This window comes from Lentzea sp. NPDC042327 (assembly GCF_040647275.1).
Lineage (GTDB): Bacteria > Actinomycetota > Actinomycetes > Mycobacteriales > Pseudonocardiaceae > Lentzea.
Genome location: NZ_JBEZBX010000009.1, coordinates 203769 through 220499, shown reverse-complemented (window position 1 = coordinate 220499; position 16731 = coordinate 203769). Strand labels below are relative to the sequence as shown.

The 16731-nt window shown below is 71.4% G+C and carries 12 protein-coding genes; 6 read left to right on the top strand and 6 right to left on the bottom strand.

Annotated elements, in window-relative coordinates; genetic code table 11:
• Positions 1-9 precede the first annotated feature (9 nt).
• Together AB0A63_RS24130 and AB0A63_RS24125 are read right to left on the bottom strand one after the other, a co-directional pair.
• Positions 10-1131: a serine hydrolase domain-containing protein gene (locus AB0A63_RS24130; RefSeq protein ID WP_360395348.1), complete on the bottom strand. Its 1122-nt coding sequence runs from the start codon at positions 1129-1131 to the stop codon at positions 10-12.
• A gap of 205 nt (positions 1132-1336) precedes the next feature.
• The gene (locus tag AB0A63_RS24125; RefSeq protein WP_360395346.1) at positions 1337-2614 is read right to left on the bottom strand and encodes a M14 family zinc carboxypeptidase; all 1278 of its coding nucleotides are present in this window, start codon (positions 2612-2614) and stop codon (positions 1337-1339) included.
• Positions 2615-2839: 225 nt separating this feature from the next.
• On the opposite strand from AB0A63_RS24125, the gene AB0A63_RS24120 reads away from it, so the two are divergent.
• Entirely contained in the window at positions 2840-2980 is a 141-nt protein-coding gene (locus AB0A63_RS24120; RefSeq protein ID WP_360395344.1) for a hypothetical protein, read from the top strand.
• Positions 2981-3000: 20 nt separating this feature from the next.
• Here AB0A63_RS24120 and AB0A63_RS24115 read toward each other — a convergent pair whose 3' ends face one another.
• Complete coding sequence (locus AB0A63_RS24115; RefSeq protein ID WP_360395342.1) at positions 3001-5163, bottom strand: ATP-dependent RecD-like DNA helicase; 2163 nt, start codon at positions 5161-5163, stop codon at positions 3001-3003.
• A gap of 81 nt (positions 5164-5244) precedes the next feature.
• On the opposite strand from AB0A63_RS24115, the gene AB0A63_RS24110 reads away from it, so the two are divergent.
• The 5 genes from AB0A63_RS24110 (at position 5245) to AB0A63_RS24090 (ending at position 13973) form a co-directional block, all read left to right on the top strand.
• Entirely contained in the window at positions 5245-5919 is a 675-nt protein-coding gene (locus AB0A63_RS24110; RefSeq protein ID WP_360395340.1) for a response regulator transcription factor, read from the top strand.
• Positions 5916-6914: a HAMP domain-containing sensor histidine kinase gene (locus tag AB0A63_RS24105; protein ID WP_360395338.1), complete on the top strand. Its 999-nt coding sequence runs from the start codon at positions 5916-5918 to the stop codon at positions 6912-6914. The genes AB0A63_RS24110 and AB0A63_RS24105 overlap by 4 nt, the downstream gene beginning before the upstream one ends.
• Before the next feature lie 652 nt (positions 6915-7566).
• Entirely contained in the window at positions 7567-8937 is a 1371-nt protein-coding gene (locus tag AB0A63_RS24100) for a DUF4173 domain-containing protein (RefSeq protein ID WP_360395336.1), read from the top strand.
• Between the two features lie 99 nt (positions 8938-9036).
• Positions 9037-12774, top strand: a complete 3738-nt coding sequence (locus AB0A63_RS24095) for a Pls/PosA family non-ribosomal peptide synthetase (protein WP_360395334.1) — start codon at positions 9037-9039, stop codon at positions 12772-12774.
• Positions 12771-13973 carry a M1 family metallopeptidase gene (locus AB0A63_RS24090; protein WP_360395332.1) on the top strand — a complete coding sequence of 401 codons (1203 nt, stop codon included), beginning with the start codon at positions 12771-12773 and terminating at the stop codon, positions 13971-13973. The genes AB0A63_RS24095 and AB0A63_RS24090 overlap by 4 nt, the downstream gene beginning before the upstream one ends.
• Here the strand turns inward: AB0A63_RS24090 and AB0A63_RS24085 are convergent.
• The 3 genes from AB0A63_RS24085 to AB0A63_RS24075 are packed head-to-tail and all read right to left on the bottom strand — an operon-like array spanning position 13948 to position 16731.
• Positions 13948-14592: an NUDIX hydrolase gene (locus tag AB0A63_RS24085; protein WP_360395330.1), complete on the bottom strand. Its 645-nt coding sequence runs from the start codon at positions 14590-14592 to the stop codon at positions 13948-13950. The genes AB0A63_RS24090 and AB0A63_RS24085 overlap by 26 nt on opposite strands.
• Positions 14480-15754: an adenylosuccinate synthetase gene (locus AB0A63_RS24080; protein ID WP_360395328.1), complete on the bottom strand. Its 1275-nt coding sequence runs from the start codon at positions 15752-15754 to the stop codon at positions 14480-14482. Before AB0A63_RS24080 ends, AB0A63_RS24085 begins: the two co-directional genes overlap by 113 nt.
• Positions 15751-16731, bottom strand: coding sequence for a hypothetical protein (locus AB0A63_RS24075; protein WP_360395326.1), 981 nt, complete (start codon positions 16729-16731; stop codon positions 15751-15753). Before AB0A63_RS24075 ends, AB0A63_RS24080 begins: the two co-directional genes overlap by 4 nt.

Below are 16731 nucleotides of genomic sequence, written 5' to 3'. Positions count from 1 at the left end.
ACAGGCGGGTCAGCAGAACGCTTCGGTGAGCAGCTTCAGGTAGGCGTCGGTGGGGTTGCCGCTGGTCGGCGCGCTGGTCGCCGACAGCTCCAGGCGCTTCCGGGTGTCCGGCGTGGTCAGCAGCTCCGAGGAGTAGCCGGGGATGCCGCCGCCGTGGCCCCACACCTTCGTGCCGCACGGCAGGGTCTGCACCTGCAGGCCCAGGCCGTAGTCGGGACTGACCGCGGTCGTCCTGCTGATCTCCTGCTGCTGCGCGGGCTTGAGCAGCTTGCCGCTCGCCAGCGCGACGACGAACGTGTCGAGGTCCTTCGTCGTGGAGATCATCTCACCGGCGGCCCACGCGACCGACGGGTTGAGGCGGGTGACGTCGGTCGGCTTGCCCTTCACGGTCGAGTAGCCGTGCGCGTGCGGGCCCCTGATGTCGAGGTCGTCGCCGGGCACCTCGGTGTCGGCCAGCCGCAGCGGCTTGAGGATGCGCTGCTCGACGGCCTTCTCGTACGGGCGGCCGGTGATCTTCTCGACCAGCAGGCCGGCGACGACGTAGTTGGTGTTGGAGTAGCTCCACTGCGTGCCGGGCTCGAAGTCGAGCGGCCGGTCCGTGGAGATCTTGAGCATCTCCTGCGGTGACCAGTGCTTGTAGCGGATCTGCTCGAAGCCGTCCGGGTCGAGCGGCAGCGCGCTGGTGTAGTCGTAGAGCCCGCTGGTGTGCTGCAACACCTGCCGCACGGTGATGCGGGTGTCGATCGAACCGGGCAGGTAGCGCACGACGGGCGCGTCCAGGTCGAGCTTGCCCTCGCCGGCGAGCTGCAGCAGCACCGTCGACACGAACGTCTTGGTGATGCTGCCGATGCGGAACCGGCCGTTCTCCGGCACCGGGCGGTTGCGGTCGAGCTCGGCCTTGCCGGACCGTGCGGTGAGGCGGTGGCGCCCGTCGGTCACCCTGACCTGGACGCCGAGCGCTCCCCCGCTCGCCGTGATCTGGTCGAGCGCCCCCTGCACGACCCCGCGGTCGATCGCGCCGCCGGTGGCGCCGGCCGTGGTGTCGGCCGCGAGCGCGGTGCCGGTGGTGGCGGCGAGCAGTCCGGCCGTCGTGATGCCGGCCACGAGTCGAACTCTCAGTCGAATCCCCATGTCCACCACCTTGTCGAGGCGCGGGGACCGCCGCATCCACCTCAAGGCGGACGGGCCTCCCTAGGGGTGACCCTGACCCGGAGGGCGCCCTGGTGTGGAATCGCTTGCACGGCAACGAGATCGGCCGTCACCGACCGGGCGGAGATCGGCGGTTCCAGGTGGCGTGATCTGCCCTCAGGGGCGAACGACGGCTGATCGGGCCGGATCAATAGGGCTTGTGCGCCGCTTTCATGGCCGAGACGAGCATTGCGCGCACTTTCGGCCAATGCACGTCCTGCTGACAGGAGAAAGGCGGCAGGAACCCGCCGCAGGTGCCCGACGAGGCACCGATCTCCCAGACGAAACTCGGCACGCCCAGGTCGTCGTACACCCAGTCGTCGGTGGCACCGGAGGCGTTGTAGAGCAGCTCGCCCGGCTGGCCCGCGCGGAACCCGGACAGCGCGGCCATCTCGTTCGCGATCCTGCGCAGCGCCTCGTCGTTGCCGGACTTCTGCGTGCTCCAGCCCCACGGGAAGAGCACGTAGTTGCCGTAGCTGTGCATGGAGATCACGGCACCGGTCGTGTCCGGTGTGGCCGCCGCGGTGTCACCGGGCGCGCGGGTGTCGCGGTAGAGGCTGCGCCACAACGCTTGCAGCGCCTGGGTCTCCACCTCGGAGTCGGCGCGCGGGCCGCGGTAGACCTCGCTGCACCTGTTCGCGGAGCTGCCGACCTCACCCCAGTGCGAGCCGGCGTTGCGGTTGAGGTCGACGCCGCGCGGACCGCTGGAGCAGGTGCCCTGCGCGTTCTTGCGGTGCGGCACGGGGGTGTCGCCGCCGGACTCGACGATGTCCACGCCGTCGGGGTTCGCGATCGGCACGACCCAGACCTCCAGGTCGTCGAGCAGCGCGGTCAGGTCGGAGCCGACCAGGTCGTCGACGAACCGCCACGCCAGGTCACCGGTGGTGATCTCGCGGGCGTGCAGCTGCCCCATCACGAACAGCCGCGGCTTCGGCGCGGCCGGCGTCAGCGCGCAGTCGCCGGGCGCCATCCTGGTGATGCAGACGGCTTTCAGGTCGTGGCCGCCGTCGCCCTGGGTCTTGCGCCAGGAGTCGCCGTAGTCGACGACGGTCGCGAGGTCCGGGTGCTGTGCGGCGACCTCGTCGAGGTGGGCGAGGTGCGCGGTGACCGTGCGGTAGCCGCCGTAGTAGGTCGTGGCGTCGGGCGACCGCGGCACCTGTTGAGACGCGGGCAGCGCCGACTCGACAGTGGACTGGAAACCGTCGGCGCGGAGGTCGTCGGCGGTGTGCGCGTTCCCGATGACGAAGAGGTCCGCGCCGTCGCGGTGTTCCGCGACGTCATAGCCGAGGCCGAGCAGCCGTTCGGCCGATTCCCCCAGCGGGGCCGGGACCCGCAGCACGTACGTCGCCTGTGGACCGTCCGCCGGCGCCGGTGCCGGGCTGAGCAGCAGGGTCAGGCCGGCGAGCAGGGCGAGGGCGGTCCGCATGACCACCGATGATCGGCCGTCCGGGTGAGCCGCGCCAGTCCGTTCGACCGGACGGATGACTACCGTCCGGTCAGTGGGACCCGCAAACTGCCGCTTGGCGAGCTGTGACGAAAATCAATAAGATCGGTCCCAGCATCGCAGCGGTTATTGTGCTCCACGCCGAAACCGACTCGACGACAGCGAGGTCCGCACACAGCCCACGGGAACCCAACGGGAGCGTCAGCCATGGATCATCTCCACCTCGACACCAACGTCGCTGAGATCTCCTACCTCGGCTTGCCGGACCACCTGTACTTCCCCTGGCGCGGCTCCCTCACCGACGACGACGAGGGGCTGGAGCCCACGATCGTCCGCAGCCTGGACTGAGCTCGCCGGGATCGGGCGGGTCAGCCGGTGCGCAGGCGGTGGGCCAGCGCGGTGTGGCGGCGGCCGGCCCCCACGGTGCGCACGGCCTGGCCGATGGCGCGTTTCGAGCCCACGAGGACGACGAGCTTCTTCGCGCGCGTGACGGCGGTGTAGAGCAGGTTGCGCTGCAACATCATCCACGCGCTGGTCGTGATCGGGATGACCACGCACGGGTACTCGCTGCCCTGCGACCGGTGGATGGTCATGGCGTAGGCGTGGCTGAGCTCGTCCAGCTCGGAGAACTCGTAGTCGACGTCCTCGTCCTCGTCGGTGCGGATGGTGAGCTTCTGCTCGACCGGGTCCAGCGCGGTGACGACGCCCAGGGTGCCGTTGAAGACGCCGTTGCGGCCCTTGTCGTAGTTGTTGCGGACCTGGGTGACCTTGTCCCCCACCTTGAACACCCGGCCGCCGAAGCGCTTCTCCGGCAGGTTCTCCCGCGACGGCGTCAGCGCCTCCTGCAGCACCGCGTTCAGCGAGCCGGCACCGGCAGGGCCGCGGTGCATGGGAGCGAGCACCTGGATGTCCTTGCGCGGGTCGAGCCGGAACCTGCGCGGGATGCGGTTCGCCACGACGTCGACCGTGAGGGTCGCGGCGTCCTCGGCCTCGTCGGCGGCGAAGAGGAAGAAGTCCGGCAGGCCCTGCACCACCGGGTACTCGCCGCTGTTGATGCGGTGGGCGTTCGTGACGACGCCCGACTCCTGCGCCTGCCGGAAGATGTGCGTGAGCCGGACGTTCGGGACCGGACTGCCGTGGGCCAGCACGTCCCTGAGCACCTCGCCCGCCCCGACGGACGGCAGCTGGTCGACGTCACCCACCAGCAGCAGGTGCGCGCCCGGCGGCACGGCCTTCACGAGCTTGTTGGCGAGCAGCAGGTCCAGCATCGACGCCTCGTCCACCACGACCAGGTCGGCGTCGAGCGGGTGGTCGCGGTCGTAGGCGGCGTCACCGCCGGGCTTGAGCTCCAGCAACCGGTGCACGGTGCGGGCCTCGTGGCCGGTCAGCTCGGTGAGGCGCTTCGCGGCGCGGCCGGTCGGGGCGGCCAGGACGACCTTCGCGCGCTTGGCCAGCGCCAGCCGGACGATCGAGCGCACGGTGAAGCTCTTGCCACAGCCCGGTCCGCCGGTGAGCACCGCGACCTTGCGGGTGAGGGCGAGCTGCACGGCCTCCCGCTGGTGCTGCTCCAGCTCGGTGCCGAGCCAGGCGAGCGCCCTGTCCCAGTTCACGCCCTGGAAGCTCGGCATGCGGTCGGTGTCGCTGTGCAGCAGGCGCCTGAGCTGGGCCGCCAGTGAGATCTCCGCGCGGTGGAACGGCACCAGGTAGATCGCGATCTCGTCGTCGGGCAGCTCCTCGCGGACCACGCCCTCCTCCTCGACGAGCTCGGCGAGGCAGTCGATGACGAGCCCGGTGTCGACCTGGAGGATCTTGATGGCCTCCGCGATGAGCGCCTGCTCCGGCAGGTAGCAGTTGCCGTCGGTGGTGGCCTCGGAGAGCGTGAACTGCAGGCCGGCCTTGACCCGCTGCGGGCTGTCGTGCGGGATGCCGACGGCCTTGGCGATCACGTCGGCGGTCTTGAAGCCGATGCCCCACACGTCGCTCGCCAGCCGGTACGGCTCCTCGCGCACGACGTCGACGGCCTTGTCGGTGTACTGCTTGTAGATGCGGACGGCCAGCGACGTGGAGACGCCGACCCCTTGGAGGAAGACCATGACCTCCTTGATGGCCTTCTGCTCCTCCCAGGCGTCCGCGATGGCCTTCGTGCGCTTGGGGCCGAGCTTCGGCACCTCGATGAGGCGCTCGGGCGTGTGCTCGATGACGTCGAGCGCGTCGACGCCGAAGTGCGTGACGATCTTGTCGGCGAGGACCGGGCCGATGCCCTTGATCAGCCCGGAGCCCAGGTAGCGGCGGATGCCCTGGATCGTGGCGGGCAGGACGGTCGTGTAGTCGTCGACGTGGAACTGCTTGCCGTACTGCGGGTGCGAACCCCAGCGGCCGCGCATCCTGATCGACTCGCCGGGCTGGGCGCCGAGCAGCGCGCCGACGACCGTGACCAGGTCACCGCGGCCGGTGTCGACCTTCGCGACGGTGTAGCCGTTGTCCTCGTTGGCGTAGGTGATCCTCTCCAGGACCGCTTCGAGGACGTTCATGACGTGAACCTACAGCGCTCTGCACACGATCTTCACAACTTGTCCCGGCGTCCTCCACGAGCGGGTCTTAAAGTCGCCGTCATGACAGGTCAGCGCCGGGTGCTCGTGGTCGAGGACGACATCACGATCGCCGAGTCCGTGGCCGCGCGGCTGCGGGCGGAGGGCTTCGAGGTGTCCGTGGCCCACGACGGTCCGTCGGGGGTGGCCGCCGCGGCGTCGTTCGTCCCGGACCTGGTGGTCCTCGACGTGATGCTGCCGGGGTTCGACGGGCTGGAGGTGTGCCGCCGCATCCAGGCGGCGCGCACGGTGCCGGTGCTGATGCTGACTGCTCGCGGGGACGAGACGGACCTGCTGGTCGGGCTCGCCGTGGGGGCGGACGACTACCTGACCAAGCCGTTCTCGATGCGCGAGCTGGCCGCTCGGGTGCACGTGCTGCTGCGGCGGGTCTCGCGGGCGGCGGTGTCGCGCACGCTGGAGCTGGGGGACCTGTCGATCGACCTCGCGGCACGGCGCGTGCACCGGGGCGGCACCGAGGCGCACCTGACGCCGACCGAGTACGACCTGCTGGTGTTCCTGGCCGAACGGCCGTCCGCGGTGCAGGGCCGCGACCGGTTGCTGTCCGAGGCGTGCGGGTGGCACGACGGCGCGTCGTCGCGGACGGTGGACAGCCACGTGAAGGCGTTGCGGCGCAAGCTCGGGGCCGACCTCATCCGCACCGTGCACGGCATCGGGTACGCGCTGGAGGTGCCCCGGTGAGGAGGGTCCTGGCTCTGCTGGACCTGCTGCCGCGTCCGCTGGACTCGGTGCGGTCCATCAAGCTGAAGCTCGGGATCGTGATCGTGGTGTCCGGGTGCGTGTCGTTCGCCTACTTCCGGTACGCGACCGGGTGGCTGCCGCCGCGCACCACGCTGATGGCGCTGGTGCTGGGGCTCATCACCTCGCAGCTGCTGGCGCACGGCATGACCTCGCCGTTGCGGGAGATGACCTCGGCGGCCCGGTCGATGGCCTCCGGCGACTACTCGCTGCGGGTGCGCGCGACCTCGGTCGACGAGGTCGGGCAGCTCGCGGAGGCGTTCTCGGTGATGGCCTCGGACCTGGCCGCCGCCGACCAGCAGCGGCGCGAGCTCATCGCCAACGTGTCGCACGAGCTGCGGACGCCGATCTCGGCGTTGCAGGCCGTGCTGGAGAACGTCGTCGACGGCGTCGCCCAGCCCGACGCGGCGACGATGCGGACCGCGCTGGCCCAGACCGAACGGCTGGGCCGGCTGGTCACGGAGCTGCTGGACCTGTCGAAGATCGACGCCGGGGTGCTGTCGCTGAACCGGGAACCGCTGTCGGTGGCGGCGCTGGTGGCGGACGTGGTGGCGGAGGCGTCGGTCGCTGCCCCCACGGCGTCCTTCGAGGTGTCGGTCGCCGACGGGCTGACGGTCCTGGCCGACGGGGAACGGCTGCACCAGGTGCTGGTGAACCTGGTGGACAACGCGGCCCGGCACGGTCCCACCGGGGGGTTGGTGACCGTGTCCGGGTACGCGTCCGGCGGGTCGGTGGTGCTGGAGGTGCGCGACGAGGGGCCGGGGATCGCCCTGGCCGACCGGTCGCGGATCTTCGAGCGGTTCACCCGCGGGGAACGCGCGGGCGGCGGTGGGACCGGGCTCGGTCTCGCCATCGCCCGGTGGGTGGTGGACCTGCACGGCGGCACCATCGCCGTGGTCGACCCCGGGTCGTGCATCCGGGTGACGTTGCCCAGCTGAACCACTTTTCTGGCTTTCGTGCGCACCGCTGGCCGGTGTGCCGGTGGAGTGCGCCCTTTTTCTGGGCTTGGAGAGGGATATGACTGACTCGACGCGTTCGCCCGGTTCTTCTGAGCCGTTGGAGCCTTCGGAGAAGCCGGGGGGTGCCGGGCCGCGGTACCGGCACCTGCGCAAGGCGGCCTACCGGCCGCGGGTTCGCGCGGCGGAGGAACCGGCTGCGGCGGAACCGGCCCCGGAACCTGCAGCGGAGGAACGGGCTGCGGAGGAATCGACTTCGAAACCCGCTGCAGAGGAACGGGCTGCGGAACCCACTGCGGCGGAACCGGCTTCGAAACCCCCAGCGGAGGAACGGGCTGCGGAGGAACCGGCTCCGAATCCCGCCGCGGAGAGCCCCGACGCAGGCTCGCGCAGGGGTACCCCCGAACCGGGAACCCCTGCGTTTCAACGTACTCACGAGGTCCGACAAGATCCGGAGCCGAACGAGAAGCCGCAGGTCGAGAGGCCTCCGGCCGCCACCCTGCCGCCACCGTCCCCCTGGGGCGGACCACCCGCGCCACGCCTCGCGGGCCCGGTCATCGTCCCCTCCCCCAACCCGGTCCTCCCGTGGTGGCGCCCGCCCACCGACGCGGCACCGGCGAAGGTGCTCGGCGTCATGGCGGTCGCTGGTCTCGCCGCCGCCCTGCTCGCCCCGCCGAACAACGGCGTCGGCTGGTTCCTCGCCGGGGTGTTCGGCGTCGGCGCCGTGGTGTTCCACGCGGGCAAGCCGACCGTCGAACGGGCGTTGTGGCTCGCCGCGGCGCTCGCGTTCCTCGCCATGGGGTTCCTGCGGGCCGCCGAGTGGTTGTTCCCGATGGCCGTTCTCGCGTCGATGGTGTGCGGTTCGATCGCCATGGCGGGCGGGAAGACGGTGCGGGGACTGGTGTTCGGCGTGCTCGGGGTCGGGCTGGCCGGGTTCCGGTCGATCCCGTGGGTGGCGCGGAGCCTGAGCCGGCGCGGGCCGAAGAGCCTGCGGCCGTTCATCTCGGCCGGTGTGGCGTTGGTGCTGTTGCTGGTCTTCGGGTCACTGCTCGCGGGTGCGGACAAGGCGTTCAACGACTTCCTCGAGGGCCTGGTGCCGGACTGGGAGGTCGGCGAGTACGTGCGCATGGGGTTCTACGGGGCCGTGGCGGCGTTCGGCGCGGTCGGTGCGTGCTACCTGGTCGCGGCGCCCGCGCAGATCGACGAGGACGCGGAGGCCAAGCCGGGGACGTTGCGGCTCAAGGACTACGGGCTGCCGGTCGGGGCGCTCGTGGTGCTGTTCGCGGGGTTCGTGGCGACGCAGGTCGCGGTGCTGTTCGGGGGTGAGGCCTACGTGATGCGGACGGCGGGGGTCACGTTCGCCGAGTACGCGCGGTCCGGGTTCTGGCAGCTGCTGTGGGTGACGATCCTGACGCTCGCGGTCATCGCCGGGGTGGCGCGGTTCGCGGCGAAGCAGACCGCGCGGGACCAGCTGTGGCTGCGCGTCCTGCTCGGGGCGCTGGCGGTGCTGACGCTGGTGATCGTGTCGAGTGCGTTGAGCCGCATGTGGTTCTACCAGCAGGCGTACGGGTGGACGGTGCTGCGGCTGCTCGTCGCGTCGTGCGAGATCTGGCTCGGCGTGGTGTACCTGATGGTGATCGCGAGCGGGATCACGTTGCGCGCCAACTGGTTGCCGCGGGCCGTGGCCGGGACGGGCGCGGCGTTCCTGCTCGCCGTCGCGGTGGCGGACCCGGAACGCGTGGTGGCCGAGTACAACGTGACGAGGTTCGAGGCCACGCAGAAGATCGACACGTACTACCTGTCGACGCTGTCGGAGGACGCGGTGCCCGCGTTGCTGCGACTTCCCGCGGACAAACGGGACTGCGCCCTGCTGCGCCTGCGGATGCCGGGTGCCGAGGCCGATTGGCGGGAGTGGAACCTGGCGCGCCACAACGCTCGTGAGTCACTCGAAGGCGTGAAGGTGAGCGAACGCATCTGTGAGTCGCCTTACTACACCGAACGGTAGTTGTTGGGCGGAGGTAAAGTTGCGGGTCCACCAGTTGCCGAGAGGGTGAGAAGTGACGCTGTCGTGACGCTTGCGGCCGAACCCGTTGTCCTTCGATCGATGTTCACGGCAGGGGATGCGCCCGCACCGCGCACACTGCTGGACATCCTGCGCGCGAGTGCCGAACAGCACCCGGACGCGCCGGCCGTCGACGACGGCACCACCGCGCTCACGTACCGCGCGCTGCTCGCGGAAGTCTTCGAGCTGAAGGAGAAGCTGGCCGCCGAGGGCATCGGGGTCGGCGACCGGGTCGGCATCCGCGTGCCGTCCGGCACCGTCGACCTCTACGTGTCGATCCTCGCCACCCTCGCGGCCGGCGCCGCCTACGTGCCGGTCGACTTCGAGGACCCGGACGAGCGCGCCGAGCTCGTTTTCGGTGAGGCGCAAGTAAGTGCGGTGCTCGGTGAAGGCCGATCCGTTGCACTGCGCGGAACTCCGCTGGGCGTGCCCGGCGAGCCCGGTCTCGACAATGACGCGTGGATCATCTTCACGTCCGGTTCCACCGGCAAGCCCAAGGGCGTCGCGGTCACCCACCGCAGCGCCGCCGCGTTCGTGGACGCCGAGGCGCGGCTGTTCCTGCGGGACGAGCCGATCGGGCCGGACGACCGCGTGCTCGCGGGGCTGTCGGTCGCGTTCGACGCCTCCTGCGAGGAGATGTGGCTCGCGTGGCGCTACGGCGCCTGCCTGGTGCCGGCACCGCGGTCGTTGGTGCGCACCGGGATGGACCTCGGCCCGTGGCTGGTCGAGCAGGAGATCACCGTCGTGTCCACGGTGCCGACGCTGGCCGCGCTGTGGCCGGTCGAGGCGCTGGACGACGTGCGGCTGCTGATCTTCGGCGGCGAGGCGTGCCCGCCGGAGCTGGCCGAGCGGCTCGCCGTGCCCGGCCGCGAGGTGTGGAACACCTACGGGCCGACGGAGGCGACCGTCGTCGCCTGCGCCGCCCAGCTGACCGGCCAGGGCCCCGTCCGCATCGGCCTGCCGCTGGACGGCTGGGAGCTCGTCGTCGTCGACCAGCGGGGCGAGGTCGTGCCGATGGGCGAGTCCGGCGAGCTGGTCATCGGCGGCGTCGGCCTGGCCCGCTACCTCGACGTCGAGAAGGACGCGCAGAAGTACGCGCCGCTGCCGTCGATGGGCTGGGACCGCGCCTACCGCAGCGGTGACGTGGTCCGCGCCGAGCCGGAGGGCCTCGTCTTCCTCGGCCGCGCGGACGAGCAGATCAAGCTCGGCGGCCGACGGATCGAGCTCGGCGAGGTCGACGCGGCGCTCGCGGCGCTGCCCGGTGTCGCCGGTGCCGCCGCCGCCGTGCGCACCACGCGCGGTGGCAACCAGGTCCTCGTCGGCTACGTCGTCGTCGACGACGGGTTCGACCAGGAGGCCTCGGTCGAGCAGCTGCGCACCGAGCTGCCCGCGGCGCTGGTGCCGCTGGTCGCGGTGGTCGACACGCTGCCGACGCGCACGTCCGGCAAGGTCGACCGGGCCGCGCTGCCGTGGCCGCTGGAGTCGATGGACACCGCGGGTGTCGTGTTCTCCGGTCTCGAAGGCTGGCTCGCGGAGCAGTGGGCCGCCGTCCTCGGTTCCGGTCCCGCCTCCGAGGGCGCGAACTTCTTCGCCTCCGGCGGCAGCTCGCTGGGCGCCGCACAGCTGGTCTCCCTGATCCGCACGCGCTACCCGAGCACGTCCGTGCAGGACGTCTACCAGCACCCGACGCTCTACAAGCTCGCGCGGCGCCTGGAGTCCTACGGTCAGACGGCCGAGGTGCGCGAGGTCGTGCCGACGCCGCGCTGGACCGGTGTCGTGCAGACGCTGCTGATGATTCCGCTGCTCACCGTCGCCGGCGCGCGCTGGGTCGTGGCCCTGACGGCGCTGTCGAACGTCCTGGGCTGGACCTTCGTGTCGTGGTGGTGGGTCGCCGCGGGGTTCGTGGTGTTCCTGAGCCCCGCCGGACGGCTCGCGATCTCCGCGGGCGGCGCCCGGCTGCTGCTGCGCGGCGTGAAGCCCGGCGAGTACCCGCGCGGCGGGTCCGTCCACCTGCGGCTGTGGACCGCCGAGATGCTGGCTCAGCAGTCACGTGCCACCGAGCTGTCCGGCTCCTGGGTCACGCACTACGCGCGGGCGCTCGGCGCGAAGATCGGCCCCGGTGTCGACCTGCACTCGTTGCCGCCGGTCACGGGCATGCTGAAGGTCGGGCGCGGTGCCGCCGTCGAACCCGAGGTGGACCTGTCCGGCTGGTGGCTCGACGGCGACCGGCTGCGCATCGGCCGCATCCGGATCGGCGCTGGCGCGACCGTCGGTGCCCGCAGCACGCTGTTCCCCGGTGCGCGGATCGGCAAGAAGGCCGAGGTGGCGCCCGGTTCGGGCGTGCGCGGCTCGGTGCCGACCGGTCAGCGCTGGGCCGGTGTGCCCGCGATCCGCGAGGGCAAGGCGGCGCGCTCGTTCCCGTCGCGCCGGCCGGAGCGGTCGCGGTTCTGGAACCTCATGTACGGCGTCTCGTCCGGTCTGCTGGGCGCGCTGCCGCTGCTCGCGGCGGCCCCGGCGGTGCTGTACGTGCTGCGCCGCCCGGTGACGCTCACGTCGGCGCTGTGGGACGTGCCGGTGGCCTCGGCGATCTGGTTCGGCTCCTACGCCCTGCTGGTGCTCGTGGCCGTGCGGTTGCTGGGCATCGGCATGCGCGAGGGCCACTACCCCGTGCACAGCCGCGTGGCCTGGCAGGCGTGGACGACCGAGCGGCTGATGAACATCGCCCGTTCGGCGCTGTTCCCGCTGTACGCGTCGCTGTTCACGCCGGTGTGGCTGCGGCTGCTCGGCATGAAGGTCGGGCGCCGGGTCGAGGCGTCCACGGTCGTGGCGCTGCCGAAGATGACGCGGGTCGGTGACGGCGCGTTCCTGGCCGACGACACGATGGTCGCCTCCTACGAGCTCGGCGGCGGCTGGCTGCGGATCGCCACGGCCCGTGTGGGCAAGCGGGCGTTCCTGGGCAACTCGGGCATGACCGCACCCGGCCGCGCGGTGCCCAAGGGCGGGCTCGTCGGCGTGCTGTCCGCGGCGCCGAAGCGGGCCAAGGCCGGTTCGTCGTACCTGGGCATGCCGCCGATGAAGCTGCCGCGCACCGCGGCCGCGTCGGACGACTCGCGCACCTACGACCCGCCGGCGCACCTGCTGTGGGCGCGGGCCGTCGTGGAGCTGTTCCGGTTCGTGCCGGTGATGCTGAACGTCGCACTGGTCGTGCTGGTGTTCTTCGCGCTGAAGGCGTTCGGCCTGTGGTGGGCCGGTGTGGTGCTGCTCGCCGCCGGTGTCGCCGCGTGCGTGGTGGCCGCGGTCGCGAAGTGGGTGCTGGTCGGGCGGTTCAAGGTCCGCGAGTACCCGCTGTGGTCGGCGTTCGTGTGGCGCAACGAGCTGGCGGACACGTTCGTCGAGGTGCTCGCGGTGCCGTGGCTCATCGGGTTCTCCGGTGGTACGCCGGTCATGAACCTCTGGCTGCGCTCGCTGGGCGCGTCGGTGGGCAGGGGCGTGTGGTGCGAGTCGTACTGGCTGCCCGAGGCGGACCTGGTGTCGCTGGGCGCCGGTGCCACCGTGAACCGCGGCTGCGTCGTGCAGACGCACCTGTTCCACGACCGCATCCTGCGGATGGACCGCGTGGAGCTGGGCGCCGGGTCCACCCTGGGCCCGCACGGGATCGTGCTGCCCGGCGCGTCCGTGGGCGACCACACGACGATCGGACCCGCCTCGCTGGTCATGCGCGGAGAAGATGTACCGTCGGGAACCCGTTGGCTGGGCAACCCGATCTCCGCGTGGACATGACCTTCTCCGTACACCATTACGCACTGGAGCTTGACTACAAGCCGCACTCCGCGCGCCTGTCCGGGCGCGCGGTGCTGCAGGCTTCCTGCGCCTCGCCGCTGTCGTCGTTCTCGCTGTCCTTCGGCTCGCTGCGGATCTCGAAGGTCCTGGTGAACGGCAGGCCGGCGCGCTACGGGCACGCCGGCGGGGTGCTGAACGTGCGTGCCGCCGTGCGCGGGTCGTTCTCGGTCGAGGTCCGCTACTCGGGCACGCCGACGCCGATCTCGACACCGGAGTGGGGCGACCTCGGCTGGGACGAGCTCACCGACGGCTCGATCGTGGCCTCGCAGCCGATCGGGGCGCCGTCGTGGTTCCCGTGCCTCGACCACCCCTCGTCCAAGGCCTCCTACCACCTGGAGGTCACCACGCCCTCGCCGTACACCGTGGTGTGCAACGGGGTGCTGGTGGACGGCAAGGTCTCCGGCAGCACGACGAAGTGGACCTACTCGATGGCCGCGCCGATGGCCACCTACCTCGCGACCGTCCAGATCGGACAGTACGTGGAGGCGCTGCCCGGCGTGTGGGCGCCGGCGCGGCTGAAGCGCCTGGTGGCACACGACTTCGGGCGGCAGAACCAGATGGTCGAGCTGTTCTCGTCGTTGTTCGGGCCGTACCCGTTCGCCAGGTACGCGGTCGTGGTGACCGATGACGCGCTGGACGTTCCCGTTGAGGCGCAGGGGTTGTCGACGTTCGGTGCGAACCACGTGGACGGCCGTCGCGGCTCGGAACGGCTGGTGGCGCACGAGCTGGCGCACCAGTGGTTCGGCAACTCCGTGGGTGTCGCGGAGTGGGAGCACATCTGGCTGAACGAGGGCTTCGCCTGCTACTCGGAGTGGCTGTGGTCGGAGGCCTCGGGCGGCCGGTCGGCGGACGCGTGCGCGACCGGGGCTCGTGACCTGCTGCGACGGCTGCCGCAGGACGTCGTGATCGGCCGGCCGGACCGGGCCGACTGGTTTGACGACCGGGTCTACAAGCGCGGGGCGTTGACGTTGCACGCGCTGCGCCGGGAGATGGGCGACGACTCGTTCTTCGCGTTGCTGCGCGAGTGGTGCGCGCGTCACCGGCACGGCGTGGTGACGACGGAGGACTTCCTGGCGCTGGCCGGGCACCGGGACCTGCTGACCCGGTGGTTGTTCAAGCCGGAGCTGCCCCCGCGGTGAACCGCCACACCAGCGGTGGACGGCCGCCCTTGGGCAGTGCCGACGCGTGCTGGGTGGTGCGTTCCAGGCCGGGTACGCGGTCCATCGTGCGGCCCAGGTTGGCCGGGTAGGGGCGGTCGCCGGTCAGCGACTCGGTCACGTCGAGCGCCTGTGCCGTCGTGAACTCCGGTCCGAGCAGGCCCGCGGTGAACGCCACGTCGCGCCAGAGCTTGTCGGCGAGCAGCGGGCGGCAGTCGGCGACGATCCGGTTGTGGTCGAAGGCCAGCGCGGGCACGGCGTCCAGCGTGGTCCAGGTCAGGTCGTTCCGGCCGGGGCGGGTGAGCGTGGCCCAGAGCGCGATCGACAGCGTCGGGCCGCGCGGGTCGCGGGACGGCTCGTCGAACATCGCGAGCTGGCCGGTGGCGGTCACGGACTCCTCGGCCAGGCCCAGCTTCCCGGTGACGGCCCTGGTGGTCGCGTCCCGCAGGCGTTCGCCCTTGCCCAGCAGCACACCGGGCAGGGCGAGCTCACCGGCGAACGGGTCGTGCGCCCGCGGTGCCACCCCCAGGAGCACCGCGCGCGCGTCCGGGTCGAACCGGAGTGCGATCACGTCCACCGACACCAGCGTCGACTCGATCATGGCGTCGATTCTCCCGCACCGCGTAGTCCGCCCTGGCCGGGCCCGCCCCGGTGACCAGCACCTCGACGCCGAGCAGGTGTTCCAGGTACGCCACCGGGTCCGGCATCTCCTCCAGGCCCTCGTGGGTGGCGACCTGGAGGCCGTCGGCGTCCAGGTGCGTCACGGCCAGCCCGTCGACGCCACCGCAGCACCGCACCGAGTACTGGAGCAGCCGGGCGTCGAGGTGACCGGCCCGCCAGGCGCCCTGGAACTCCCCCGTGCCGTTGTGCCGCTCCGGGAACCGGTCGAGCACGGCCGGGTCCTCCGTCGGCAGCGGGCCGGCGCCGTGCCTGGTCTGGTAGGTCCTGGTCACGCCGATCACCCGGGCCGGGCGGCCGTTCAGCAGCTCCCTGGCGTTGCGCGGCGTCACGGTCGACCACGTCGTGTGCGGGTGGAACCCGTGGGTCTCGTCGAGCAGAACGCCTTGGGCGCCTTCGAAGACGACCCGGCCGGCACCGTCGAGCTCGTCACCGGTCGTGATGCGCACGGCGTCGGCGAAGGACCGGTAGAGCGCGACGAGCCCGTCGACGTCGGCGGTGGCGCCGGTCAGCGGCTCGTAGAACCGGGCGAGCGCGTCCAGCTTGTGCCGCAACGCCCTCGGGTCCAGGCAGTCGCCGACGGTGGGGGCGGGGCCCGGTTCGCCGAGCACCCGCTGCCCCTCGACCACCTCCCCCGCGTTCCTCCCGGCTAGCAGCCCGTACCAGGCGGTCTCGCCGATGCCCTTGCCGCACGAGCCGTGCCGGTCGGCGCCCCTGGCCCTCTCCCTGGCCCGGTTCGCGGCGACGTGGACCGGCGTGGTGAGCAGTGCCCGCGCGTCGACCGACATCAGCGACAGCGGGTCCGCGACACCGATGGCTTCCAGCTCGCGCGACTCGGTGGCGAGCGCGATCGGTTCGACGAGCACGTGGCGCGACAGCCAGGTCGGCACGCCCGCGAGCGTGCCCGACCCGAACTGGCTGAACGTGTGGTGCCGGTCGCCGACGACGACGTTGTGCGCGGCCTGCGCTCCCCCGTTGAACCGCACGACCTTCGACACCGACCCGTCCGCGCACAGGGCGTCGACCACGGCGCCCTTGCCCTCGTCGCCGAACCCGAGCCCGACGACGACCACGTGGCCGGTCACGTCAGCATCACGTCGTCGGGGCCGTCGATGGCGAGCGGCGCGGCGGTGACCGGGCGGGCGGTGGCACCGACGGCGACCAGCGCCTTGCCGACCGACCTGCTCTCGGCGACCGACCCGATCTCGGCGAGGTCGACGAGCGCTTGGTCGAGGTCGACGACCTGCTCCTCCACGCCGATCGTGGCGGCGATCAGCTCGCACACCGCGCCGGGGTCGTCGAGCTTGAGGAAGTTCTGCCCGAGGATCGACCGCCAGTGCTCGGCGATGCTGTCGTCGTTGAAGTACGACGACTGGTTGGGCAGGATGAAGTAGACGTTCCACCTGCGGGCGAGCTCCCGGTACACCGACACGGGGTCGATGTCCTGATGGACGTCGTCGCCGATGACCCGGCGGATGTGCTCGGCCTTCAGCCGCCGCTTGTTCAGCTCGTCGCCGATGATGAACAGGTAGCCCTTGCGGCCGCGCTTCTGCCAGGCGTCGGTGACCACGTGCCGCGCGATGAAGTACGCGGCCAGCTCGTACGACTCGCTCTTCTGCCCGCCGCCGTTGCCTTCGAGGAAGATGTCACGCAGCTGCTCGTCCATGCGGTTGTCCGACTCGAACTGCCCGACCTGCAGCGGGACCCGGTCGCTGTCGGCGTCGCCGATGCCGCCGAACATCAGCTGCGGGTCGGTGAGGTACCCCTTGCGCTGCAACAACCCGTGCAGCTTGCCGAGCTTGCCCTGCATGATCCGCGGCACGCTGCCCATCGACCCGGTCACGTCGAACAGCACCGCGATGGGTGTCGAGTCGGCGTGGTCGGGCGAGTCGCGGCACTCGCGGAACGCGACCTTGAACGGGTCGAGCGCGGGTGCGGCCTTCCAGTCGTCCCGCGGCCGCGACCGGACCGACGCGGTGTAGCCAAAGTCTGCGATCCCCTTGGCGGCGCGGAAGGTCTTGGCCGCCGCGTAGGCGTTGTCGTCCCACTTGCCGTGTCCCAT